A 26,838-nucleotide genomic window follows, 5' to 3' on the forward strand; every position below is an offset into this window, starting at 1 on the left:
AGTCTTTTATATTAGGTGTTATTGTCTTTCTGGTGCTCCGAAGTAGCTGTAGCGATTGTTGTCGGGGTTTACCACGATGGTCTCGATAACGATTTCGGGGTCTATCATGATGAGCCTCAGCTGATGTTTGCCTGGAGCGATTTTCTCGAAGTTTACTTCCAGCCAGCGGATATTGTCAAACACCTCGTCGCGGCGCAGCATCTTGCGTCCATTCTTCCAACCACTAAGCAACAGGTTGTTGTGTGGCGGCAGGGGCTTCAGCTTTTTCGACTGTGCAAGGTTCTTGGGTGTGTATTCGCCATATTCGTCGTGCAGTCCTTGACGGGCATCGATGACCTGCATAGGTTCCTCGTCAATCTGTACCCCAAGGCGCAGGCCGCGGGCAGGCACGATGTCTTGTGTGGGCAGAATGCCGATGGCTATGGTTCCCTTGCCGTCGGTGGGAGACAGGTCTATGTCGTACTCCAGTTTTGGACCGCTGCCGTCGGCCGGCCATTCCTTCATCACGTCTGAGGCTCCCATGCAGCCCCCTCCGCGTCCCAGGTATGGAAGGAAAATCCAAACATCACTCTTATGGATGTATTGATATGCGGGGATGGTGTACTCTTTCGTTTCTTTTGAGACATTGAGGTCGTGGTCAATTTTGAAACCAAGCTCTAGTGGGTTCGTGTTTCTGTCGGGGATGGACCATTTGGTATATCCTATATGGTTATCGAGCATCATGCCGTCCCATTTTCCGCCAGCCATCACCTTATTATAATAATGGGCGAGCCGTTCGTCCTTCTCCATCTGTAGTTCGATAACCCCGTTGTCAAGCCCCAGTGTTGCTGCGTTGTAAATCTCTGCAAGATTAGCACTGGCTACGGCGGGATAATAGACGAGCTGATAGAAGGCGTCCTGTGCTTCTTCAGGGATGCGCTCCTTCAAACGCTCGCAGCAGAGCGTGATATATTGCCACTTACTGCTGAGAGACAGGATTTCGTTGTAATTGAAGAGGCCGGGTACCTGCACCTCAGGCTTGCGCATCAGGTTCAGTTTTGAGTACCTTTCGATGACATCGGCACAGAAAGTTACATCCTCAAGGGATATGCCACCGAGTACGGAACATGTCCACTTTCGGAGCCACTCGTGCTCCTGACCAGGCTGAACACACTCAGGATCCCACGCATAGTCCATGATAAACGAGATGGGCATCTCCTTCGGCTTCAGGTCGCCCACGTTGATAATCCAGATGCGGTCGATGCCGCTCTGGTAGGCGAGGTTGAGCTGTTCGCGGAGCTTGGGCACGGTGGTGGTGTTCACCCAACGGTCGTTCCATGGGCCACCGTTCATGTCGATATGATAATAGAGACCCAGACCGCCCTTGCGCTTGCGCTCCTTCTCCGTGCCCTTACGGCGGATGTAGCCCCAATTATTGTCGCAGAAAAGGAGTGTGACGTCATCGGGTACGGTAAAGCCGGCATCATAATAGCGCTGTACCTCGGTGAAGATAGCCCAGAGCTGGGGCACGGCATCGGCACGTCCGTAGATGTCCTTGATAATCTTACGCTGGCCGTCGATGACCTTGTGGAGCGTCTTCATGTTTTCCGCATCATCACCTTTACCCATCGCTACGTCGCCGTCGCCACGCATACCGATAGTCACGAGGTTGTCGTAGTTCTTATTGCGCTCCATACCCTCGCGGAAGAACTGATCCACGCGTTCCTTATTGGTGGCGTAGTCCCATGGACCTACCTGTTCCTTGCGCTGCAGGTACTCACGATGTGAGCGCATCATGGGTTCGTGGTGACTGGTGCCCATCACAATGCCCATCTCATCAGCCAGACGGGGAGATTCCGGGTCGTCCTCGTTGAAGTTGGTGCCCCACATGGCCGGCCAGAAATAGTTGGCTTTCAGGCGAAGCAACAGTTCAAATACTTTCTCATAGGCCTTGGAGTTGATGCCACCGAAATGCTTGGTACACCATGTGCCAAAGCTAGGCCATTCGTCGTTGATGAAGATGCCGCGATACTTCACGGCAGGCCATTCGTAGATAAGTCCCTCGTCGTAGTACAGTTCGTCCTGATGTACTACGGGAGCATCTGCCATCCAATACCAGGGTGAGACGCCAATACGCTTGGATATCTCATAAATACCGTAGATGGTACCACGCTTGTCGTTGCCTGCAATGACGAGATTGTCATCTACTACATTGATATAGTAGCCCTCCCAATGGCCCTTGATCCTCTTGATATCAATTTTCTTTTGCTTGATGAGCTGGTCGATGAGGCGGCTTTTGCCGATGGTGCCGGCGATGATGGCGTGTTGCTGTGGTACATCGACATACTCGACGGGGGCGGCAACACCCGTGACCTTGCGCACGTCATCACCCAGGTCGTTGGCGGCACGGATGACGCCTTTCCAATCGTTCTTGTCAACGATGATGGTGGCAGTCTTGCCGTCTTTAGCAATACAAAACTTATCATTAGCTGATACTGAAAGCACAGCCAGCAACAAAAAAATACCACAGAGACAACTTCTCATTCTTATAGTTTTAATGGTTTCTGGGTGCAAAGGTAAGAAAAATGTTGCATAAACAGTCCCGATTTTTGTTGCATAGACTTCATGAATATGTTTCATCCTTGTATTTCAATCACTTTACTTATTTGTTATAATTATGCAAAATACCTATTTTTGATGATTGCGTAAGTCGAAAATTATGCTTACCTTTGCACCGATTAATCATAAATAGGTAAAAGGACGATGAGAAATCTGAAAATGTATGAGGCTGACGACAAGATGATATCGCTGATTCGCGATAACTATGATTTATTGCAGTCGCTCGGTAGTTTTGGAATCAATCTTGGATTCGGTGATAAGACCGTCAGGGAGACATGCGAGGACAACGGAGTGGATACCTATACGTTCCTGGCTGTAGTGAACTTTACGGCCAATGGGTATGAAAGCTTCGAGAACGATGAGCAGTTGTCAGTCCCTACGCTGTTGCATTATCTGGAAGCTTCTCATGCCTATTTCCTTGATTTCCAGTTGCCCTACATCCGCAGGGAGCTGCAGGAGTCGCTCGATGAGAAAGACTCGCTGGGTATGCTGATCCTGCGTTTCTATGACGAATATGCACAGGAGATACGCCGTCACATGAAGTATGAGCAGAAGACGCTCTTCCCCTATGTGCAGTCGCTGATAGACAAACAACCCATCAATGACTATAATGTGGATACTTTTTCCAAACATCACGGGGCAACGGATAAGAAGTTGCGCGAGTTGAAGCTCCTCATTATTAAGTATCTGCCACAGGATGGACTGCATAACAACCAGCTGACTGCCACTCTCCATGATATCTACGAGAACGAGGTATGGCTTCGTCAGCACGCCATGGTGGAAGACAGTATCTTCGTGCCTGCCATTCGTCGTCTGGAGAAAATCGTGAAGCAGAACGACGTGACGCGCAATATCTCGGATATGGTGACGAAGGCTGGCGTTGGCGAGAGTCAGGAACTGCTGTCAGACCGTGAGAAGGATGTCATCGTCGCATTGGTGCAGGGTATGCAGAACAAGGAGATAGCCGACCATCTGTGTATCTCCGTGAACACCGTGATTACGCATCGTCGCAATATCGCCAGAAAGTTGCAGATTCATAGCGCTGCAGGACTTACAATCTATGCTATTGTGAATAATCTGATAGATATCTCAAACGTGAAACTCTGATTACTCTTTGTGTGTCTCGGCGTATTCCGAGGGTGACTGTCCGAAGTGGGTCTTGAAGGCTGTAGAGAAATGGGCCTGATCGGCATAACCTACGTGATCGGCAATCTGGGATACGTTGATCTTACCCTCGCGAAGCAGACGGGCGGCTTGTTCCATACGCAGGTTACGCAAGAACTTACCTGTGGAAACACCAGTAATCTCCTTCATCTTACGATGCAGTTGTGCACGACTGATTCCTACATCGTTGGCCATGGTGTCCACGTTGTAGTCGGGGTCGGAGAAGTTGGCATTGACAGAACGCATGATTCGTTCCATGAGGGCATCATCGTTACCCTTTACTTCTACCTGTTCAATACGGTCTTCCTGTTTTAGGGCTCCACTGAACTTTCCTTTCAAGCGACGTACGTTGTCAATGAGATTATCAATCTGGATATGCAGTTCCTCCATGTCGAAAGGCTTGGCAATATAGGCATCTGCACCACCTCTGAGACCTTCCAGCTTATACTCTACCTCAGCCTTTGACGTGAGCATGATAACGGGTATCTGAGAGATATTCGTATTATCCTTGATATGCTTGAGCAAGGTGAGTCCGTCCATCTCGGGCATCATCATATCGCTGATGACGAGGTCGTATTCATCAGTAAGCAACATCTTCAGTGCTTCCTTGCCGTTTATGGCATGGTCAAACTTATAGCGGTCGCCTAATTCAGAGATGATATAACGGGCTATTTCTGGTTCATCATCTACTATGAGGATGCGGAACTGGCGGAAGGATTTCTTTCCCTTGATACCTGATGAGAGTACTTCGCGCACAGGACTGTCTGTCACAATCTGCTCAGGACGCAGGTGCTTGTTGCCTTTGGGAATTGTCACCACAAAACAGGCTCCCTGCTTGTCTTCACGGCGTTGTGCCTTAATCTCGCCACCATGCATCTCAGTGATGGCACGACAGAGATTTAAACCAATGCCCGTGCCTTGTATGCCCAGATTGGCAGAGTTCTGTCCTTGATAGAAGCGGTCAAAGAAACGGTTGGGATCTTCATCCTTGAAGCCCATGCCGTTGTCGATGACAGACAGTTCTATACTCTTTTCTGTTTCGTGCAGCACAACCTTCACTTCGCCATTATCGTAGGTATATTTGAAAGCATTTGAGAGCAGGTTGGAGATGACCTTGTCAAAATTGATACGGTCAATCCATGCCAATACATGGTCTCGCTCGTGCTCGAAGGTGAATGAAATGTTACGCTGGTCGGCACTAAACTGATATAGTTTGCACACACCGCTGATAAAATCAACCATGTTGGTCTCCTGACAATGTAACTGCATCTGTTTTTTATCCAGACGTCGCTGGTCAAGAATCTGATTGACTAACTGCAGTAGACGTTGGGCATTGCGATCGATCGTTTCAATGGATGGTTGAAGGGTCGAGGAATTAAAGGACTGAAAATCATCCTCAGACTTCAGTTCTGCCATCTTTGAGTCTTTCAGTTTTCCGATGGCTCCCATGATAATTGTAAGTGGTGAACGAATATCATGGGTGGCATTGATGAGAAAACGCATCTTCTCTTCTGCCAACATACGATGGGCGCGTCGGCGATAGCTGAAACCTATGCCGGTAATGATGCCGATGAATGCAAAGAGATAGATAGCGTAGGCCCATTTGGAGCGATACCATGGGGGAGTCACCGTGAGTGTGATGGTCTTGGTCTGTGAGTAGGTGGTCCCAGACATGGCCCTGACTTCTATGTTGTAGGTTCCTGGCTGGAGATGGTTTAACAGAATGGTGTTCTCGCCTTCCGGATTCTGCAGCCATGCCGACTGGTTGATACGGTACTCAAAGATGATGTTCTCTGGCGCGTTATAGTCGAGTAGTGAGAATTCCAGCGTGATGGCATTGTCGAGGTAAGACACTTCGTAATGATCATCATCCTGCGTGTAAATCATTCTGTCTGGCAGACGGAAGGCTGTCAGATAGAGTTCGTTGAGCGTTGTGTGACACCCAATGACGTCTTTAGAGCGAAAAACGGTTAGACCATTATAGTTGGCATAACAAATCTTATTGTCACTGGTAAGTAGTCCTACGCTTGTGATATATTCCTTAGCAGAAAGACCATTGCCATAGACATGTCCGATGGTTTTGCCTGTGGCGGGGTCATATTGCCAGATACCCTTTGAGGTGGAGCACCATATGAAGCCTTGTTCATCCTCAATCATATAGCCTACAGAGAGTTGTCCCAAAGCTACCAACTCTGGCCGTTTCTCGCCTTCCAGTCGATAGATGCCTTGCTCTGTTCCTACATAAGTAGCACCGCTACGTGTTTGTAGCACATTGAAACACATGACATCAAAGAGATGAGGACGATCAAAGTTTTCTGTCTTAGGATTATAACAAGACACACCCGATGCTGTGGCCAACCAGATATTTCCCGACTTGTCAGAGGTTACTCCCATGATCCAGTCGTTGCACAGACCACTACTCTTGTGACTATACTGACGTAGGTCACCGGTATTTGTATCGTAAACACATAGTCCACGAGAGAACGTGGAGATATACAGTCGCCCATGTGCGTCGTCGGTGATGGAATTAAATTTGTCGCAGTCGATGGTCGCTTTCCTGGTGGATACGCCAGTCAGTGGGTCGTAGGCATAGAGAGCATCATCGGTACCCACCCAGTAGTTGCCTCTGCGGTCACGGAAAATACACTCAGCCTTGTCGGGAGCGGTAGGATGGGCTTTCAAATGTCCATCTGCATCAAAACCATAGATGCCGTTACCCTGAACAGAACACCAGATATAACCATTGTCACCTTCACATACAGCCGTGATGGTAGAGGCAAGGTCTATGCCTTGGGTGGCAAAACTCCAAGATGAGAATTGGGGACTTTTGGCTGGTAGCATCACAAGTCCCTTTGACTGACAACCCAACCAGATATTGTGCTGACGGTCTTCTGTAATGGCCCATATCTTCGTTGTACGTAAATTAAGGCCAGAGGCTATGGCGGGTACACGTTCTAACTTCCTACTGTTGGCAGGGATGCAATAGAGCCCATCGCCTCGGGTTCCAATATAGGTGTTGCCCTTACTGTCGGTAAACACACAGCGAATGATAGCACTGGGTTCCAGTGCACTCATGTCGTAATCGGGAATGGTGAGCTGACCGTCACGGTAACTATGAAGTCCGTGCATACAGACAATCAGGAATTCTCCGTCGTGATAGACGAAGTCAACGACGAAACCCTGGGTGGTGCGCATCTTGTGAATACCGTTGGCGTCTTTCATGGATATCTGATCGCTAAAGCTGCATTGCCAGATACGTCCCATGTCATCTTCCATCACGCTATTCACAAACAGCATGTCGAGGTCGCCTTCGGTATAGTCGTCTGCCATTTCGTTGGCCATGCAGTAAAGACCATGATAGCCACTGGTAGCTACAATCATTCTCCCATCGCTCAGATGCGTCATCTTAGTGACACGTGGCTTGCGACCTCTGGCGAAAGGATAGTGGATAAATGTTCCCGTGGCATAGTCGAAGCGGTCAAGTCCCTTATTGGTGCCTACCCATAGTTCGCCATCCTTGTCACAGAACAGGGTGCATACCGTGCTGCTGCTGATAGTCGTAGAGTCATTATGCTGATGCAGATACTCTGTAAAATGATAGCCGTCGAAACGGTTTAGTCCATAGTCGGTGGCTATCCACATGTAGCCGTATTTATCCTGGCACAAATCATTAATGAGCGCGCTGGAGAAACGTTCTGAGGAAAAGAAAACCCCGGTCTGACTGTAAGCCAGGCCGAAGAATAGTTGTAATAGTATGATAGTCAGTGTAAAACGACGCATAATCATTTGCTTATGTGGTTAAATCGTTGGTCCAATATATGAAGGGAGTAGTCCGCCCCAGTCGATGATAACACGCTGAATCATCTGACCTGGGTCGCCTGCAAGTCGCAACTCGTGGTAAGGGTGATTCTTGTTGACAGCGAAACGCAGGCGGCACACAGCACCGTTGCGCATCACCTGATCCTTCCACGTGCGGTCGTACTCCTTGAACTTGTTTTCAAAGACCTGCACAGGTGAGTCATCCACACTTACACCCACACGATTCTGCTTGCCTTTATACAGAGGCCAGAAGGGTACCGTATAGACAATAATATCTACGGAGTCACAATTTGGACTCTTGAACCAATAGAATATATCTTCCAAGGCTCCGTCTTCGGACTCCTTCGAAGGATCACCAAACTGCACCACCTTTCCGTCGTAACCCAGACCGTGAACGATACGGGTACCCTCCGATGCATGTTGGCAATTTTGCAGGTCAATGACTTTACAATCTATAGCGCTTCGGCCTCTGAGGGGCGTCAGCAATACGGCTTTCTCGCCAGCACCTTCAAAACGCTTCACTTCTGGCTTCTGGTAAAACTGGCATGTGTTGGTAAAACTGGTTGAGAGTGCCATCATACCATCCCATTTGCCATTGAGCTGTTTGTTATAGCGGCGGTTCAGGGCATTGATACTGTCGTAGGCTTCTTCCATTTGGCGAGCGGCCCAGTTGGCTTCAGAGAAACGGCCTTTCTCTGCCAGCAACTGGTTGAGTTGCGCCATGAGAAACTTACGGTTCATCTGACAGGCAGCCTGAACAGGGAACTGCAGCAACTCGAAGAAGGCGGTGGCAAACTCTAGACTTTCTGCTCTCAACTCTGAACTTATCCGCTCCACCTCGTCGCTGATTCGCTGGTAGTCTGCCAATCGGCGCTGGGCCTCGTCGTAGTGCTCAAAGGAGAACTCGGTAGGCTTCAGACCCGTATGTGCCTTGTCGTCCCATTGATATTCCCAACCCATAAACTCTGGCTTGCGGCTCCATGCCAGGCGATAATAGTCATCAAGGATGATTTGTAATTGAGAACTGAGAACTGAGAGTTGAGAGGTGTGATGACCAAAGGTGCAAGCCAGGAATTCTGCCTGATGCTGATAGACCTTTTCAAAGTCAAAGGCGTTGATATCCCAAGCCATGTCAAAGAAAGTCTGCATGCCCAGTTCCATCGGCTTGATATCACCCACGTTGAGCAGCCAATAGCGGTCGGCACCGTTGTCGTAGGCCTTGCGCAGTTCCTCGTACATCAGAACGGGTGGGGTGGTGTTGAGCCACAGGTAGTCGTGAGGGGCACCTAGATATGACAGGTGGTAATAGACGCCTGAGCGACCTGAGCGTTTCTGCTCCTCTGGATTTGCCACGCGTTTCATGTAGCCGTAGTTGTCGTCTACCCATACAAGGGTGATGTCATCGGGTACCTTCAGCCCGTTCTCGTAGATATCCATCGTTTCCTTGTAGGGGACGAAGATTTGCGGGATATCGCGGGCAAACCGGGACACACTATGTTTTTCCAGCAGTTCGCGCTGGTCCCTGATGACCTGCTCAATAAGGGGCACACGCTCGCTCATGGGCAGATTGCCGCGTATGCCCTCATCGTGGACACCACGCATGGCAACCGTGTAGATGTTTTCATATTTTGCGGCCTCGCCAAGGCGGTCGTCCCATTTCTTATAGATGGTCTCGCGATTGGTTTTGTAGTTCCATTCGCCGTCTCTGTTGCTGTCCCATTCGCTCTTTGCCGCATTATTCAGCAGCAGGGGTTCACAATGCGAGGTGGTGATAATGATGCCAAAGGAGTCGCAAACCACCTTACTCTCAGGATGCGAGTAGAAGGCTCCTGTACAGGAATGCATGGCAGGTGCCAGCATGTTGGCCCTGAGACGGAGAAGCAGTTCACATACTTTGGCATAAGTCCTGGGACCGATATCGCCCAGTTCCTTCTCAAAATGATTGGATGCCCAGGGTTTTAATCCCCAGTCCTCATCATTGATGAAGATGCCGCGATACTTGACTGCCGGTTCACCGGAGGCAAAGTAATCGCCGGATATTTGAATGGCTACATCCGGATTCTTGCAGACAGGCACGTCAGCCCACCAGTACCAGGGCGATACACCCATACGCTCAGAGATATCGTAGATGCCGTAGATAGTTCCGCGTGTGTCGCTTCCGGCAATGACAAGGCGTGGCTCTTTCTCATTGGTCACGGTGAGGACATAGCTTTCCCACTTGCCTTTGAGGTCGGTTTCCTTGATAACGCCCTGTTTGATGAGTTTCTGGATGAGTGGACTCTTGCCATAGGTGCCTACGATGATTTGCGGGCCACGAACATTTTTTGTCGAGAGGGTAGGGCGGCATCCCGTCACCCGTTCGGCATCAGCCTGCAAATCGCCTATGGCTCTTTTCACTTGAAGGGTTTCCTGCTTGTCGTATTTGATGGTCGCATTTTTAATACGGAAGATGTCAGCCCCCATCGCCATAATGGGCAGCATCATCAGTATGAGAAACAGGAATTTCTTCATCGTTTTAGTTATTTGCTGCAAAAGTACGCATTTTTATTGGAAAAACCAATGATTAAATGTATCATAAAGTGTGTGAAAATGTTTCTTTGCCTGTTTTCGGCATTTTTTTAGACCATAAATCATCTGTAAACCAATTTTTTTTCCTACCTTTGCACGGCCTAAACTATTTAAATCAATAACAATATGTTACGAAACCGTTTCGCATTTTTATTTCTGTTGGTTGTCGTTTCCTCAACGGCGATAGCCCAGAATCATCGTTTGTGGTATTCAAAGCCTGCCAGCCATTGGTTGGAAGCACTGCCTGTCGGTAACAGTCACATGGGTGCTATGATCTATGGCGGTACTGATACGGAGGAGATCCAGCTCAATGAGGAGACTTTCTGGAGTGGTCAGCCCCACAATAATAACAGCACAGAGTCGCTGGAGGCTTTGTCAGAGGTGCGTAGCCTGATTTTCCAAGGCAAGGAGGGCGAGGCTGCCAAACTGATAGACCAGCATTTTGTCAAGGGGCCTCACGGCATGCGTTTCCTTCCCATGGGCAGCCTGAAGCTCTCGTTAGGCCATAATGACGTGACCAAGTATGAGCGTGCCCTGAACCTGGGTGATGCTACGGCCACTACCTCTTATATATATAATGGTGTGAAATACGAGCGCACGGTGTTCGCCTCTCAGGCCGACAGCGTGATTATTATCCAGTTGAAAGCCGGAAAGAAGGGTGCGCTGAGCTTTACGATGTCCTATCAGAGTCAGCTGCCTTTCAAGGTGACTTCAGAACATACTTGTCAGAATGCTCTGACTGCAGGTTCTGGGAATCATGGCGGACGCCTCATCGCCACGGTTCAAGGCGTTGAACAAGAGGGCGTTAAGGCTGGTCTGACTGCTGAGTGTCACGCCAGCGTGCGAGTGGAGGGTAAGGATGCCGGTATCTCGTTTGCCGACGGCACGATTATCGTCCAGGATGCTACCGTGGCTACCATCTATATTTCTGCCGCCACCAATTTCGTGAACTATCACGATATCAGCGGCAATGCCACAAAGAAGAACAAAAACCGTCTGAACCAGGCAGAGACGATGCGGTTCCCGCAGTTGCTGGCCCGTCATACCGCCAAATACAAGGAACAATACAATCGCGTATCATTGACGCTGCCTAAATCTGTAAACTCTGGTCTGGAGACCGACAAGCGTGTGGCTGCCTTTGAAAAGGATGCCAGCGACCTGGATATGGTGGCCCTGATGATGCAGTATGGCCGTTATCTGCTGATCTCTTCAAGTCAGCCAGGCGGACAGGCTGCTAACCTGCAGGGCGTGTGGAACGATAACGTGAATGCTCCCTGGGATTCGAAATACACCATTAATATCAATGCTGAGATGAACTACTGGCCTGCTTTGGTGGGCAATCTCGCAGAGACACAGGAACCTTTCTTCTCAATGATTAAGGACCTGAGCGAGACGGGTGCAAAGACTGCCAAGGATATGTATAACTGTAAAGGTTGGGTGGCCCATCACAACACGGACCTTTGGCGTATTGCAGGTCCTGTGGATGGTACACCTTGGGGTATGTTCCCCACTGGAGGCGCTTGGATGACGACCCACATCTGGCAGCATTATCTCTATACGGGCGACAAGGACTTCCTGAAGCAATGGTATCCTGTGCTGAAAGGTGCGGCCGACTTCCTGCTTGACTATATGCAGGTATATCCTGCAGGCGGCGAGGTGAAACAGGCTGCAGGATGGCTGATGACCGTTCCAACGGTATCGCCTGAGCATGGACCTCGTGGTAAGAATACCAATGTGACAGCTGGTTCTACCATGGATAACCAGATTGCCTTTGATGTGCTCTCGCAAACGCTTCAAGCTGCCAAGGTGCTGGGTGAAGATGAAAAATACATCTCAAACCTCAAATTCCAGATGTCCAATCTTCCTCCTATGCAGATAGGACGTTACGGACAGTTGCAGGAGTGGCTGATTGATGCCGACGACCCCAGGGACGAACATCGTCATATCTCACATCTCTATGGCCTGTATCCCTCCAATCAGATATCTCCCTATTCTCATCCCGATCTCTTTACGGCTGCAGCCAATACACTGAACCAGCGTGGTGATATGGCTACGGGTTGGAGCTTGGGCTGGAAGACGAATTTCTGGGCTCGTATGCTCGATGGCGATCATGCTTTCCGCATCATCAAGAATATGTTGCATCTGTTGCCGGATGACCGTTCTGCGCGCCAGCATCCTAATGGACGTACCTATCCCAACCTTTTTGATGCGCATCCGCCCTTCCAGATTGATGGAAACTTCGGTGTGTCGGCTGGTATCTGTGAGATGTTGCTGCAGAGTCATGACGGTGCCGTTCAGCTGTTGCCTGCTTTGCCCAAAGACTGGAAGACTGGTGAGGTGAAGGGGCTGCGTGCACGTGGCGGATTCGTCGTTGACGAAACCTGGAATGGAGGAGAACTTCGTGATGTCGTGGTTCGCTCAACCATTGGTGGCACGTTGCGCCTGCGCTCGTATGTGCCTTTGAAAGGCAAGGGACTGAAAGAGGCCAGCGGAGAATGCCCGAATAGTCTGCTGGCACCTGCGGAAATCCGTACCCCACTAAAGTCGGCAGAACTGAAAGACTTTACCCTGCGTCCTTTGCAGCGCATCTATGAATATGACGTAGAAACGGTTGCTGGCGAGACATATCGCTTCGAAAAACAGTAAAATGAGACGAAAAGAAAAGAAAGCGACACATCCGACTTAAGGGTGTGTCGCTTTTTTTGTGTAATTTTGCATCGCAAATATCGTTAGTGATAACTTTAAACCATTTTTAAATCAACACAATGAGAAAAACAAGATTGTTTGCTCTTACTGCATTAATTGCAATGAGCACTGCCTCATGGGCACAGTTTCGTCAGGTTGATCCCAGAGAGAATGTCGGCCTGAAGGATGCTTACAAGGATTATTTCACCATCGGTGTAGCGCTGAATCAGCGTAACATTAGTGACGATGCCCAGAAGGCTCTCACTATTAAACAGTTCAATAGCGTTACTGCAGAGAACGACTGGAAACCAGGTGAAATCCATCCTAAGGAGGGTGTCTGGAACTTTGAGCGCGCTGACAAGATTGCCAACTTCTGTCGTCAGAACGGCATCAAGATGCGTGGCCACTGTCTGTGCTGGCACTCACAGTTTGCCGATTGGATGTTTACGGACAAGAACGGCAAGGAGGTTTCTAAAGAGGTGTTTTACGAGCGCCTGCGTGAGCATATCCACACGGTGGTGAATCGCTACAAGGATGTGGTGTACGCATGGGACGTAGTGAACGAGGCTATGGCCGACGATAATAACGCTCCCCGTTGGGGCCGTCGTGGTGGTCAGGAGCCCAGCCCTTATCGTCAGAGCCGTCACTTCCAACTTTGTGGTGACGAGTTCATCGCCAAGGCTTTCCAGTTCGCACGTGAGGCTGACCCCAACGTGCTCCTGTTCTACAATGACTATAGCTGCGTAGATGAGGGAAAGCGTGAGCGTATTTATAATATGGTAAAGAAGATGAAGGACGCTGGTGTGCCTATCGACGGTATCGGCATGCAGGGCCACTACAATATCTACTTCCCTGATGAGGCTCAGCTGGAGAAGGCTATCGTACGTTTCAAGGAGATCGTGAAGCACATCCATATCACAGAGCTCGACCTGCGTATGAACAACGAGAGCGGTGGCCAGTTGATGTTCTCTCGTGGAGAGGCTAAGCCTCAGCCTGCTTATATGGCTACATTGCAGACCGACCAGTATGCTCGTCTGTTCAAGGTGTTCCGTAAGCACGCAGACGTTATTGACAACGTTACTTTCTGGAACCTTGGTGACAAGGACTCTTGGCTTGGTGTGAACAACCACCCCCTGCCTTTCGATGAGAACTACCGTCCAAAGGCTTGCTTCCGTGCTATCCGTGATTTCGATGCTTCACTTGATAACCGTGTACCGAAGGAAGATTTCGTGCCCAACTTCTGGAACCAGCCTGGTCAGGAATGGCCTAAGGTGAACAGCGAGGGTTATGCCCGTTTCCGCATTGAGGCTCCCGATGCTAAGTCTGTTATTGTAAGCCTTGGTCTTGGTGGTCGTGGCGGTACTGTACTGAAGAAGGATAAGGATGGTGTTTGGACTGGTACGACTGATGGTCCTATGGATCCTGGTTTCCACTATTATCACCTCACCATCGATGGTGCTACTGTCAATGATCCTGGTACTGGCAACTTTTTTGGTTCTTGCCGTTGGGAGAGTGGTATCGAGATTCCTGCTGCTGATCAGGACTTCTATGCTAACCGCATGGATGTCAAGCACGGTAAGATGGTACAGGTACAGTTCCCCTCAAAGAGCACAAATCTGGTGAAGGTTGCCAATGTATATCTGCCTCCTACCTATGATGGCAAGAAGCGCTTCCCCGTGCTTTACCTGCAGCATGGCTGGGGTGAGAACGAGACCAGCTGGCCTGTTCAGGGTTGTGCCGGACTTATCATGGATAACCTGATTGCTGAGGGTAAGACAAAGCCATTCATCATCGTGATGACCTATGGTATGACCAATGACATCAAGTTTGGTGGAATGGGCGGCTTCACTGCCAAGGAGTTTGAGACCGTGCTCTGCGATGAGCTCGTACCTTATATCGATGCAAACTTCAAGACTATCGCCAAGAAGGATAGCCGTGCTATGGCTGGCCTGTCAATGGGTGGTATGGAGACAAAGACCATCACACTGCGTCGTCCTGAGATGTTCGCATACTATGGACTGCTGAGCGGTGGTACCTATATGCCTGAGGATATCAAGGATCCTAAGCAGGTGAAGGTTATCTTCGAGAGCTGTGGCAGCAAGGAGAATCCTGATGGTATCAAGGCTAGTGTTGATGCTCTGAAGGCTGCCGGCTTCGATGCTCATGGCTTCGTGTCTGAGGGTACTGCTCATGAGTTCCTGACATGGCGTCGCAGCTTGCGTGAGATGGCTCCGCTGCTCTTCAAATAAATAAGGATTGTAACATAATTTAAATATAACGAAACAAAATGCGGCACTCGTTGCCGCATTTTTTTATTATCTTTGCACCCAAAAACCAATAATGATGAAAAAATATCTACTACTTACAGAATTGACATTTCTTACATTTATGACTGCTGTTACGACAGCCTTGGCCCAGCCCAAATTCAACCACCCACATCAGTTGATTGATGGTGCAAAGAGCATCAGCGTCACGATTAGTGGCGATGCATCTGCTATCATTCACTATACCACAGATGGCAGCACACCAACGAAGAATAGTCCTAAATACACGGCTCCGCTGCAACTCACCAAGACAACAATCCTTCGTGCTGTCGAAGAGATTGGTGATTCTCTGTCACCCGTTGCCACAACCAGTTATATCTTTGTTAATTCCGTACTTAGTCAATCCAATACCCCTGCGGGCTATCCCTCTGAGTGGGGAAGCTATACGCAGATCAGCGGTACTGCGAAGGCTGATTATGAGATGGATCCTGAGATGACGGGTAATAGTACCTTGCGGCCTAAGATTATTGAGGGCCTGAAACAGCTGCCCGTTCTGAGCATCGTTTCCGATAAGGATAATTTCTTCAGTCATGAGAATGATGAGGAACGAGGTGGTATCTATATCTTCACAGGTCCTCCGGTAGGTGATGCTACAGGTCATGGCTGGACGCGCCCTGCCAGCGTGGAACTCTTTGGCGGTCCTCAGCAGCATGACCTGAGTACGAGTTGTGGCATCCGTCTGCATGGCGGACATGGCCGCTTGGCAGAGAAAAACCCCAAGCACTCTTTCCGTCTGGTATTCAAGGAGAAATATGGTCCTAAGACGCTGAAGTACCCGCTCTTTGGTGAGGACGAACCTGCGAAGTTCGACCAGCTTGTGCTGCGTTGCCATTTCGGTAATGCCTGGCAACACTGGGGCGAGGATAACCGTCAGCGTGCGCAGTATACACGAGATGTATGGGCACGTCGCATCCAGAGGAAAATGGGACACACCAGTGTGAATGCCCTTTATGTCCATTTGTTTATCAATGGCATGTATTGGGGACTCTACAATATTGCCGAACGTGTGGACGGCCAGTTCGGCAAGGACCATCTTGGTGGCAAGAAGGAGGATATAGATGTCGTCAAGATTGAGGAGGATGGCGGAAATCATATTGAGGCCAGCGAAGGCACACTTGATGCGTGGGAGAAAATGAATGATGTCGTGGCCCGTGCTGCTGATGATACCTATTACCAGAAACTCGATTCCCTGCTTGATATTGGTAACTTCATCGATTATATGCTCATCAATCAGTATGCAGGTAATACAGACTGGAATCATCATAACTGGTATGCTATCCGTCGCCATAACAATGACTCTACGGCAAGCGAGGGATTCAAGTTCCTTTGCTGGGATAGTGAACTGATTCTGATGAATGTCAATGAGAACGTGGCTTCTGGTGCTGTCAGCAGGGACAAGGAAGGTGCTGTTACGGCCATTTACCGCAATCTGTTGCAGAATCCTCAGTTCGCAAAGCGCTATGTACGTCGTGCTAAAGAGGTACTGGCTAATGATGGATTGCTGGGTGAGAAGTCTGTCGTTGATGTATGGGACAGTCTCTATTACACGATTGACAAGGCTCTTTATGATGAGGCTGCCCGTTGGGGCGACTACCGCCGGGATGTCCATCGCTATAGTTCTGCAGGCAAACTGTATACTGTTGACGAGTTCTATATCCCTGAACGCAACCGACTGTTGACGGAGTATTTTCCTAATCGTAGCGCCAGGGTCCTGAATGATATCCTGAGCTATGTGAACATTGACGACTTTGAGGCTCCTGAGGAGTGGATACCTCTGACGAAGGACATGTTCTGCGAGTGGAATGGCACAGGTGCTGATGCAAGCCAGACAAAGGCCTGGAATGCAGACTGGAACCTGAATAAGTCGTTGAGTGGCGGTAACGTCGTTGTAGGTTCCACTTCTGTGACTTACAATCAGTTTGCCGACCTCAGTCAGTACGACCGTCTGATCGTTCGGGGATCGGGTAGTGGACTGCGTATCATTGCCAACCGCCTTGTGGATCATGGTCCCTATAAGCAGTTCATTACCGATGTGAATGAACGGAGCACCTACTGGGATTCAGAATATGGTGTGATTTCTATTCCATTGGAGCAGATTGCTGCTATGGACGATTCCAACGGTAATAAACGCGTTGATGGTTTTGTACATCTGAATACCATCAAGGTTAATAGTGGTGGCCAGCTCACGGTGAAAGGCATGTATCTGGTTCCGAAGTCTGAAGTCACGACTGTTAATATGGCTAAATATGACCATATCAATGATAATAAGTATTACAACTTGAATGGACAGGTAGTGGAACATCCTGTGAAAGGAATGTATATCAGAAACGGCCGGAAGGTCGTCATTCGATAAAGCATAAAGATTAATCGACGAGGGGTGCAAAGATAACTTTTTTTCAGAAAAGTTTGTGTGTAGAAACAACGCTCTTTTTGAAAAAATGGTTAACTTTGCACTCAGTTTATGAAGAACCTGATCTTAGCGATACGCAAATCCCTTTCAGCAAGATTAAGTCTTTGTGTTGTGGGATTCGTGGCCATATTTTTTATGGCGGCTCTCTTGGTTATGTTCTATTATGCCCGTACAGCCGTGAAGAAAGAGGCTTTGGCAAAGTCTGAGGCTGCCTTGGACGGTATGATACAGCAAATTGATAATCGTTTGCGTACTGTAGAAAAGGCTTCCATAAACATACACTGGAATGTAGAGCATCATGTTAATGAGCCTGCAACTCTGCAATACCTCACCCGTAAGATGTTGGATAGCAATCCCAGTATTGTAGGATGTGCTATTGCGTTAGACCCTTCTTTCTGTGAGGATAAAGACTGCCAGACTTTATTCTGTTCTTATCGTGGCACCGACTCTATCTCTATGTCTGATCATTTTGGAAACCGTCCCTATACAGAACAGGAATGGTATTCCTTGCCATATTCTACCGGTGAGGCCCAGTGGAGCGACCCTACGATAGAAAACCTGCGTGGTGGATATCCGATTATGGGTTATAGCATCCCCATCAGACAGCATGAGCGTGTTATCGGTGTCTTTGTGTCGGCCATTTCCTTGGAGTGGCTGTCGCATACGATTGAAGCTGCGCGCCCCTTCCCGCGTACATTTTGTTCTTTGATGAATCAGAGTGGTGCGTTTATCATCCATCCCGATTCGTCCTATTTGCAGGCGCGTACCATCTATGAACAGCTGGAAGAATACCCTGATCAAAATCTGCAGCAGTTGACTGATGTGATGTTGAAGGGTAATACTGGCCATATGTCCCTGACCTTATATGGCGCTCCCAGTTATGTATTCTATAAGCCCTATAGAAACACGGGATGGACAGCCAATATCGTCAGCATGAAGTCGGATGTCTTTGATACATACGACCGCTTGCTGAAACGAATGATTCTTATTATGGCTGGCGGCATGCTGGTCTTGCTGTTGTACTGTTCGTATTACATCCATTTCCAGTTGCGCCCGCTACGAATGCTCGACCTCTCTGCTCAGCGTCTGGCAGCAGGCCATTTTGACAAGCCCATTGCAGACAGCTACCGAAAGGATGAGGTCGGTGCCTTGCAGAAGAGCTTCCGTGCCATGCAGCGTTCATTAGGTCGTTATCTGGCTACCATCGAACAGCGCAAGACTGTTCTTGACCGTCAGAATGATGCTTTGCGTGTGGCCCGCGAGAAAGTACGTGAGGCCGACAGGCTGAAATCTGTTTTCGTACATAATATGACTGGTCAGATGGTGCAACCTGTGACCCGAATCAATACATTGGTAGATACTATCTCCAAGGAACATGACCACTTGAAGCATGAGGAAGTGGCTGAGATGGTCAACGAAATGGCTGAACACACACATTCTGTCACTCAGTTGCTTGACAAGACCATTGAAGTTTCCTTGAATAATCAAACTGTGAATCCTGATGACAATACCAATACGTAAAGTACATAATTCCCTGGCTGCGAGATTAGGTATCGGCATTATCCCCTTTGTCGTGGTGGTCTTCGTCGTGTCCCTGGGGCTTCTGTTTAAGTGGTCTAGGGAAATGCTCCGTCAGGAAGCCGTTGAGCGGGCAGATCGCATGCTGGCAAATACTTCTTTGCGTGTTGGCGGCTTCCTGAATGAAGTCCAGACGGTGACCGATAATATGATGTGGCAGATTGACGAGAATCTGACACCTGATTCCTTGTTGGCCTATACGCAGCGTGTTGTGCAGCTGAATCCTGGTGTCAGTAGTTGTTCTATTACAATGGAGCCCGACTTCTTCTCTCAGGATGGTCACTATTTCTCTGCATTCTCCTATCGCAAGGGTGACAGCGTGATTACTGTACGCGAGAAACCTTACGACTATTATAATAAGGTGTGGTATAAGAAGGCCTACGAGGCTGATGAACCCGTATGGACAGATCCTTACGACGATAATGATGGCGGTTCTTCTTCTAAATCTGAGTGGATTTCCTCGTATAGCGTTCCTATTAAGGATAATCAGGGTACTACCATCGGTATCATGGCAACCGACCTTTCGTTGAAGCGCTTGTCGATGGCTATCTCTGAAGAGGTGCCTTACGAGCATTCCTATTGTATGATGCTGGGACAGGAAGGCCATTACTTTGTTCATACAGACACAACGAAACTGGTTCGTAAAACCATCTTCGACGACTTGGACCCACGAGAGCATCCCGATATTATTGCCTTAGGACATGAGATGGTGGCAAGAAACTCGGGCTTCATGGAGGTAAATTTTGACGGCGATGATTGTCTGGTGTTCTATAAGCCCCTGGCACATACCCCTTGGAGCATAGCCCTGATTTGTTCAGAGAGTGATATGTTCTCCCGATACAACAAACTGCTGTACATCCTTGTGCCTTTGCTCGTCATAGGTCTGTTCCTCTTGATGTATTTCCTGCGTGCCATCGTGAATTCGTTTATCAATCCGTTGAATCGCCTGGCATCTCAGACCCATCATATTGCTGATGGTCATTTTGATGTGCCCTTGCCAAACAGCAGACGCGTGGATGTAATCGGACGCCTGCAGAACAGTTTCTCTGCCATGCAGAAGTCGTTGGCAAAGCATATCAGTCATTTGGAGCGGGTGAATGCAGAGACAGAGCACAGGAATACGGAATTGGCAAATGCCAATCAGCAGGCCGAAGAGGCCGCCCAGCGTCAGGTTGCCTTCCTGCAGAATATCCTCCATCAGATACGTACGCCGCTGAATATCATTATGGGATTTGTACAGGTGCTGCGTGATGACTATACCGTGATACCGCGTGAGGAGATGGTGACTATCACGGAGACGATGAAGCACAATGCGACATCTATTTCGCGTATGGTACATATGCTCACTGCTGCGTCTTCACTGGATGTTGGTAAGGTGGTGGATTGCGAGGACCACGTTTCATGTAATGGTATTGTCTGTGAGGCAGTCAATATCTACAATCAGCGTGTGTCAAAGCCTGATGTGAACCTACAGGTAAAGACAGAGGTACCTGACGACTTGTTTGTCAATGTCCATAAGGATTATTTCCTGAAGGCCTTCAACGAACTGCTTTATAATGCCAAGAAGTATAGCGTTGTTCCTGGTCATGAGGACGAGGCATTGATCGTGCTGCGTGTTCAGAAGGTTGACGGATTCGTACATTTCATTGTGGAGGATAATGGCCCTGGTGTTCCTGCTGCTCACCGCAGTCAGATATTCAATCAGTTTATCAAGGCCAATAGCTTCTCAGAAGGTCTTGGATTAGGTCTTTTCGTCTCTAAGCAGTTTACTAAGATGATGGGTGGTGACCTGATGCTCGACGAGAGCTACACTTCCGGTGCCCGTTTTATCATAGCTCTTCCCGTGTAACTTAACTACTGATTATACTATTTTAAATAGAAAAAATCCCAGTCATTGTGAAATGGCTGGGATTCTTATTTTGTGATATGTGGGAAGTCTGCTTATGCGTTGTTCTCGGCATCGATAGCCTTGATCTTCTCCTTGACCAACTGCATATCATCCTTCAACTTCTGAATTTTGCGGTTCATCTCCTCGATGAGGCTGTTACCCTTCTTGCTGCTGGCAGTCAGGAAGCCCAGGTTGTTCTCGTAGGTATGAATCTCCTGCTTCAGGTTGTCATACTGACGCATCAGACGCTGGCGCTCGTTGTCCAGTGCACCCTCGCCACGCTCTGCTACCTGCTTCAGGTTGTCCTTGAACTTGTTGAGGCGCTTCTTGGCTACGCTGACATTCAATTCCTTATAGAGCTTGTCGAGTACAGCATGGTACTCTTCATAAATCTTGTCTTTCTCCTTGAAGGGCACGTGACCAATGGCGTTGTATTCCTCAACCAGTTTCTGTACCTTCTCCTGCAGTCCTTCGCCAGCTTCCTCGGCAACAGCCTTCAGACGTTCAATGACGTCGCGCTTCTTCTCCAGGTTCTCGTGCTCCTCATTGCGCTGACCGGCACCTGCGGCATTACGGGCCTCGAAGAATTTGTTGCAAGCGCCAAGGAACTCCTCCCACAGCTGGTCACCCAGTTTCTTGGGCACCACACCGATGGTCTTCCATTCCTTCTGGAGGGCAATAAGCTTATCGCTGGTAGAACGCCATTCTGTGCTGTCCTGCAAAGCCTTGGCTTTCTCAATCAGTGCACGTTTCTTGTCGGCATTCTCCTTGAAACTGTCTTTCAGTGTCTTGAAGTATTCAGCCTTGCGGGCAAAGAAGTCATCACATGCAGCACGGAAACGCTCAAAGATCTTCACGTTCATCTTCTGTGGTGCAAAGCCGATGGTCTTCCATTCAGCCTGAATAGCAATAATCTCCTGCGTATGACGTTCCCAGTCGCCGCTACCCTTGTTCTCTTCACCATTGATTGCCTCCACCTTCTCGCAGAGAGCAGTCTTCTTGACCAGATTATCCTCTTCGCGAGCGCGCAAATCCTCAAAGTGCTGCTGGTGACGCTTGTTGATAACGGTGCTGGCTGCCTTGAAACGCTGCCAAATCTCTTCGCGCAGTTCCTTGCTTACAGGACCAATCTCGCGATACTCCTGATGGAGCTGCTGCAACTGGTGGAAAGCGCTGATCACGTCAGTTTCGTCAGCCAGTTTCTCTGCAGCCTCGCACAGACGTGTCTTAGCCTCCAGGTTCTTCTTGAAGTCCAGCTCACGAGCCTCGCTGTTCAGTTTCAGCAGGTCGTAGAATTGCTCCACGTAGAGCTGGTAGTTACGCCACAACTCGTTGGCACTCTCAGCTGGTACAGCCTTAATCTCGCGCCACTCCTGCTGCAGGGCCTTAAACTCCTGGTAGGTCTTGCTGGCCTCCTCAGGAGAAGTGACCATAGCCTTAATCTTTTCAATGATGGCCTGCTTCTTCTTCAGGTTCTCCTCCTTCTCAGCCTCCTGCTCGCGGAAGATCTGCTGACGACGCTCTTTGATAACGCCCATCTCAGCCTTGAATACTTCTTCGTCTTCATCGGGGGTGATTTGGTAGGCTTCAGGATCGCCTCCACCGTCAATATACTCCTTCAACTGTGCTTCGCGCTCTGCAATGTGCAATTTGTAGAATGCCGTCTTCAGGTATTCTACCTCTTCTTTCTGCGGAGCTTCTTCGCCGTGAGCAATCTCCTTTACACGATCAAGAACTTCTTTCTTGGTGGTGTAAACTTTTCGTTCTTCAGCAGGTGAAGCGTTGTTTTCGGTTGTTTCTACTGCGGTCTCTTCGACCTTAACTTCTTGATTCCCCTTTTCGAGGATGTTTTCTTGAGAGTCCATCATTTAACTTTTTTAGTTACTGATTCGGTTGGTTCACACAAAATTAGGCTTCAAAGGTACCAAAAAAATGTAAAAGTTAATAGTGAAAAGTGAAAAATTTGCTGCCGCTATACAAAAATTAACGATTTTTACTTCGTTGCGGTAGCAAATTTTTCACTTTTCACTACTATCTTTAGTTTAAATTAGTCGCTTGTGACGGAAGAACCACCATGCAGCACCTGATACACCAACGGAGATGACGAGGGCGATAATGAATCCCATCGGACTGTTCTCCATGCCGTTAATCAGGTTCATGCCAAATAATGAGGCTATCAGGGTGGGGAACATCATGATAATGGTCACACTGGTCAGCGTACGCATCACCGTGTTCATGTTGTTGTTGATGATGCTTGAGTAGGTGTCCATCGTTGACTCCAGGATGTCCGAATAGATATTCGTTGTTTCGCGAGCCTGCGTCATCTCAATGTTGACGTCCTCAATCAGGTCGGCGTCGATTTCGTCAATCTGCAGTTTGAACTTCAACTTCGACAGCAGTGTCTCGTTACCACGGATAGAGGTCTGGAAATACGTGAGCGAGTCCTGCAGGCGGCTCAGACCTATCAGACTCTCGTTGTTCACGTTCTGGTCCAGGTTGCGCTTGGCCTTGTCTATCAGCGAGTTGATTTGCTTCAGACGCTTCAGATACCATACGGCACTGCTATAGAACAGACGGAAAATCATATCCACATAGTCCGTAAAGCCTACGCCGCGTTTCTGCTGATAGCTCACGAAGTCTATCATCATGTTCGTCTCGTAGTAGCACACCGTGATGGTGACGTCGCGCTTGTGGATGATACCAAGAGGCACGGTGGTGTAGGGCGTCCTTGAACGCACCTCCTTTACATAGGGAATACGCAGGATGATGAGCATCCATCCGTCATCATATTCATAACGGGCGCGCTCATCGGTATCGCTGATGTCGCTGATAAAATAGTCGGGTATGCCGAATTTCTCTTCCAGCTCACGCTGGTCTTCTTCGGTGGGACACGTCACTTGTATCCAACAATTGGGCTGCCACTCCTGGAGCTGGCTCAGCCCACCTTGGGTGTTCCAGTAAGTCTTCATTGTGCTAATCCTTTTTTAATTGACAATTGATAATTGACAATTCACAATTTTAGCGGCAAAGGGATTAGCTGCCTTGCTCGCTATCCCCTGGCCTAACGTTTGTTACTATCCGCCGGGTAATCGTCCATAATTTTGTTTGTATTTTTGTTTAACGGGTGCAAAGTTACGAAAAAAAAGGCAAAAGTGAAAAGTGAAAAGAGAAAAAAATGCTGCCGCCATAATCTTTTTTGTTGTTTATCGATTAAGCGGCAGCATATTTCCTATTATTTACTGTTCGTTTTTTACTTAGAAGGTACATCCTCCAAGGTCTTCTTCAGCAGTGTCCAGAAAGGTTCTACTGTCTTGATGAGTGCACGCTCAGTTGTGGTGTGAGGTGACTTCATTGTAGGACCGAGGCTGACAACATCGAGCCAGGGATACTTACCCAGAATCACAGAGCACTCCAGTCCGGCATGATCTACCTGGATGATACCGTCCTCGCCAAACAGCTCCTTGTATTCCTTCAGCAGCAGGTGCAGAATCTCCGAGTCGGGATTGGGATCCCAGCCGCCATAGCTTCCTGCTGTCTCCACTTTCATGCCTGCCATAGAGAAACAGCTCTCCAGGGTCTTCACGATATAGTCCTTCATATCCTCGCGACTAGAGCGGGCCAGGATCTTGATACCGGCCTTGCCACCTTCGATGTCGATGATAGCCAGGTTGCTTGAGGTCTCCACCACGTTGGGGTAGGCGGGGATATAACGGATCACGCCGTCGTGACAGGCGTAGATGGCGTCAACCAGGTTATCCTGAATCTCTACAGGAATCTCTGTCTTGGGTGTCTCCACCTCTTCCACGATAACCTCGATACCCTGGGGTTCAATGAGCTTGAACTCATCATTGAACGTCTCTTTCCAGTCCTCAGCCAGTTCCTTCATCGCAGCCACATTCTCCTTGGGCAGGGTGAGGATTGTCTCAGCCTTGAAGGGGATAGCGTTACGCATGTTGCCACCGTGCCATACTGCCAGACGGGCATCCAGTTCCTCAATGGCTTCGCGCACCATCTGTGCCATCAGCTTGTTGGCATTGCCGCGACCCTCGTGAATCTCCAGTCCGGAGTGTCCACCGCGCAGGTTCTTTACAGTCAGGCGTACGGCTGCATCGTCAGCGTCAGTCTCCACCTCTTTATAGTCCAGTGTAGCGGTAACATCGATACCACCGGCACTTCCGATGACGAACTTACCCCAGTGCTCTGAGTCCAGGTTCATCAGGATATCGCCCTGCAACTCACCCTCAGGCAGTTCGTTGGCACCGTACATACCTGTCTCCTCGTCGCGCGTGATGAGTGCGTCGATAGGACCATGCTTCAATGTCTTGTCCTCCATAACAGCCATGATGGCGGCAACACCCAGACCATTGTCGGCCCCCAGTGTCGTACCAGTAGCCTTCACCCATTCGCCGTCAATCCAAGGCTGGATGGGGTCTGTCTCAAAGTTGTGTGTTGACTCAGGTGTCTTCTGAGGCACCATATCCATGTGAGCCTGCAGAATCACGCCTTTCTTGTTCTCATAGCCAGGGGTAGCTGGCTTGCGGAAATGGATATTTCCTGCAGGATCCTTCACTGCATAGATTCCGCATTCCTTGCCGAAGTCGAGCAAGAACTGCTGTATTTTTTCCAGATGTCCTGATGGACGTGGAATCTGTGTCAACTTGTAGAAATTTCTCCAGATGCATTCTGGTTTCAGATTTTGGATGTCACTCATAGTTGTTCGGGTTATTATTATTAATATGTTATTTTGTTACTCTGTCTTTAAATATTGTTATTTTGTTACTGTGTCTTTTAAAAAAGTTACTCTGTCTTTAAAACAACGTTCTTCTGTCTTTTCGTAAACGAAAGTCTTGCCCACGCATACATACCCAGCAGGATAACGAGCATCGTCTGTACGGTGTGTACGATGAGTACGAAGATCAGCGCCTGATGATCGGCCACACCATAGAGAATCAGCATGGTCTTGATGGCGAAATGCCAGGGACCGGCACCATTTGGCGTAGGCACGATAACGGCGAAGTTGGCCACCACAAACGATATCAGCGCACAGCCAAGTCCTAAGTCAGCTGTGAAGTCAAAGCAGAAGAATGTGAGGTAGTAATGCAGGAAATACATCACCCATATACCAATAGAGAAAAACAGGTATAATGGCAGGTTCTTTACATCCTTTAGCGAGAGCACACCCTCCCAGATGCCGTGAAGCGTCATCTTTACCTTATTATATATAGACAGGTGTCTCAATAGCAGATGGAGCAACAGCATCACGGCTGCTGCACAGATAGCTGTTACCACCCAACCCGTCAGCGAGAACCTGCTCAGGATATTCTCGAACGAGGTACCTGTCTTCTCGAAGAACGTGCCGAAGGTACTCATGCCAAACAGCAGGATGATGCCAGAATAGAGCATCACTATCAGCGTGTCCACGGCTCTTTCCGTTACCACCGTTCCCAGTGCCTTCGGGAAAGATGTTCCCTCCCATTTGTTCAGCACGCCGCAACGTGTGAACTCACCTACGCGAGGGATAATCAGCGAAACGGCATAGCTTAGGAAAATGGCGTTGACAGCTACCGACGAACGCGTCTTCTCGCCCAGGGGCTCCAGCGTCTGTTGCCAGCGCCAGCCACGAAAAACCTGAGCCAGAATACCGAAGGGAAATGACAGGAGCATCCATGTCCAGTTCATCTCATGCAGCATCACATCCATGATGCGCTGCCAGTCTTCGCCACGATACATCCAATAGAGTATCGCACCGCCTAAGATAAACGGCAAGATGACTTTGGCTATGGTCTGCATTATTTTCATTGCAT

At 48.9% G+C, this 26,838-nt stretch carries 13 protein-coding genes; 6 read left to right on the forward strand and 7 right to left on the reverse strand.

The annotated features are described in order from the left end of the window. Window positions 1-18: 18 nt before the first annotated feature. Window positions 19-2,523, reverse strand: coding sequence for a glycosyl hydrolase 115 family protein (locus L6466_RS03910; protein ID WP_237802014.1), 2,505 nt, complete (start codon window positions 2,521-2,523; stop codon window positions 19-21). A 219-nt stretch (window positions 2,524-2,742) separates the two neighbouring features. Here L6466_RS03910 and L6466_RS03915 point away from each other — a divergent pair, with 219 nt between their 5' ends. Further along, window positions 2,743-3,705 carry a LuxR C-terminal-related transcriptional regulator gene (locus L6466_RS03915; RefSeq protein WP_176757028.1) on the forward strand — a complete coding sequence of 321 codons (963 nt, stop codon included), beginning with the start codon at window positions 2,743-2,745 and terminating at the stop codon, window positions 3,703-3,705. On the opposite strand, the gene L6466_RS03920 is transcribed toward L6466_RS03915, so the two are convergent. Together L6466_RS03920 and L6466_RS03925 are read right to left on the reverse strand one after the other, a co-directional pair. Further along, complete coding sequence (locus L6466_RS03920) at window positions 3,706-7,542, reverse strand: hybrid sensor histidine kinase/response regulator transcription factor (RefSeq protein ID WP_237793269.1); 3,837 nt, start codon at window positions 7,540-7,542, stop codon at window positions 3,706-3,708. Between the two features lie 18 nt (window positions 7,543-7,560). Continuing rightward, window positions 7,561-10,092: a glycosyl hydrolase 115 family protein gene (locus tag L6466_RS03925; RefSeq protein ID WP_237802013.1), complete on the reverse strand. Its 2,532-nt coding sequence runs from the start codon at window positions 10,090-10,092 to the stop codon at window positions 7,561-7,563. Window positions 10,093-10,275: 183 nt separating this feature from the next. Here L6466_RS03925 and L6466_RS03930 point away from each other — a divergent pair, with 183 nt between their 5' ends. From L6466_RS03930 to L6466_RS03950, 5 genes are all read left to right on the forward strand, one after another. After that, window positions 10,276-12,795 (forward strand): glycosyl hydrolase family 95 catalytic domain-containing protein, encoded by a 2,520-nt coding sequence (locus L6466_RS03930; protein ID WP_237802012.1) that lies wholly within the window; start codon window positions 10,276-10,278, stop codon window positions 12,793-12,795. Between the two features lie 119 nt (window positions 12,796-12,914). Continuing rightward, the gene (xyn10D/fae1, locus tag L6466_RS03935; protein ID WP_237802011.1) at window positions 12,915-15,083 is read left to right on the forward strand and encodes a bifunctional endo-1,4-beta-xylanase/feruloyl esterase; all 2,169 of its coding nucleotides are present in this window, start codon (window positions 12,915-12,917) and stop codon (window positions 15,081-15,083) included. Window positions 15,084-15,174: 91 nt separating this feature from the next. After that, a complete protein-coding gene (locus L6466_RS03940; protein WP_237802010.1) occupies window positions 15,175-17,511 on the forward strand; it encodes a CotH kinase family protein in 2,337 nt (778 codons plus the stop codon). A gap of 192 nt (window positions 17,512-17,703) precedes the next feature. Then, the gene (locus L6466_RS03945; RefSeq protein WP_237802009.1) at window positions 17,704-19,089 is read left to right on the forward strand and encodes a PDC sensor domain-containing protein; all 1,386 of its coding nucleotides are present in this window, start codon (window positions 17,704-17,706) and stop codon (window positions 19,087-19,089) included. Further along, complete coding sequence (locus tag L6466_RS03950; RefSeq protein WP_091817109.1) at window positions 19,070-20,995, forward strand: cache domain-containing protein; 1,926 nt, start codon at window positions 19,070-19,072, stop codon at window positions 20,993-20,995. Before L6466_RS03945 ends, L6466_RS03950 begins: the two co-directional genes overlap by 20 nt. A gap of 92 nt (window positions 20,996-21,087) precedes the next feature. Here the strand turns inward: L6466_RS03950 and L6466_RS03955 are convergent, their stop codons facing one another. The 4 genes from L6466_RS03955 to L6466_RS03970 all read right to left on the reverse strand — a co-directional run bounded on the left by L6466_RS03955 (window position 21,088) and on the right by L6466_RS03970 (window position 26,833). Next, window positions 21,088-22,902, reverse strand: coding sequence for a DUF349 domain-containing protein (locus tag L6466_RS03955; RefSeq protein WP_091817112.1), 1,815 nt, complete (start codon window positions 22,900-22,902; stop codon window positions 21,088-21,090). Between the two features lie 174 nt (window positions 22,903-23,076). Continuing rightward, window positions 23,077-24,003, reverse strand: a complete 927-nt coding sequence (locus L6466_RS03960) for a magnesium transporter CorA family protein (protein ID WP_091817115.1) — start codon at window positions 24,001-24,003, stop codon at window positions 23,077-23,079. Window positions 24,004-24,284: 281 nt separating this feature from the next. Then, window positions 24,285-25,745 carry an aminoacyl-histidine dipeptidase gene (locus L6466_RS03965; RefSeq protein WP_091817118.1) on the reverse strand — a complete coding sequence of 487 codons (1,461 nt, stop codon included), beginning with the start codon at window positions 25,743-25,745 and terminating at the stop codon, window positions 24,285-24,287. An 86-nt stretch (window positions 25,746-25,831) separates the two neighbouring features. Then, a complete protein-coding gene (locus L6466_RS03970; protein ID WP_091854489.1) occupies window positions 25,832-26,833 on the reverse strand; it encodes a lysylphosphatidylglycerol synthase transmembrane domain-containing protein in 1,002 nt (333 codons plus the stop codon). Window positions 26,834-26,838: the final 5 nt, after the last annotated feature.

Source organism: Prevotella communis (assembly GCF_022024175.1).
GTDB classification, from domain to species: Bacteria; Bacteroidota; Bacteroidia; order Bacteroidales; family Bacteroidaceae; genus Prevotella; species Prevotella communis.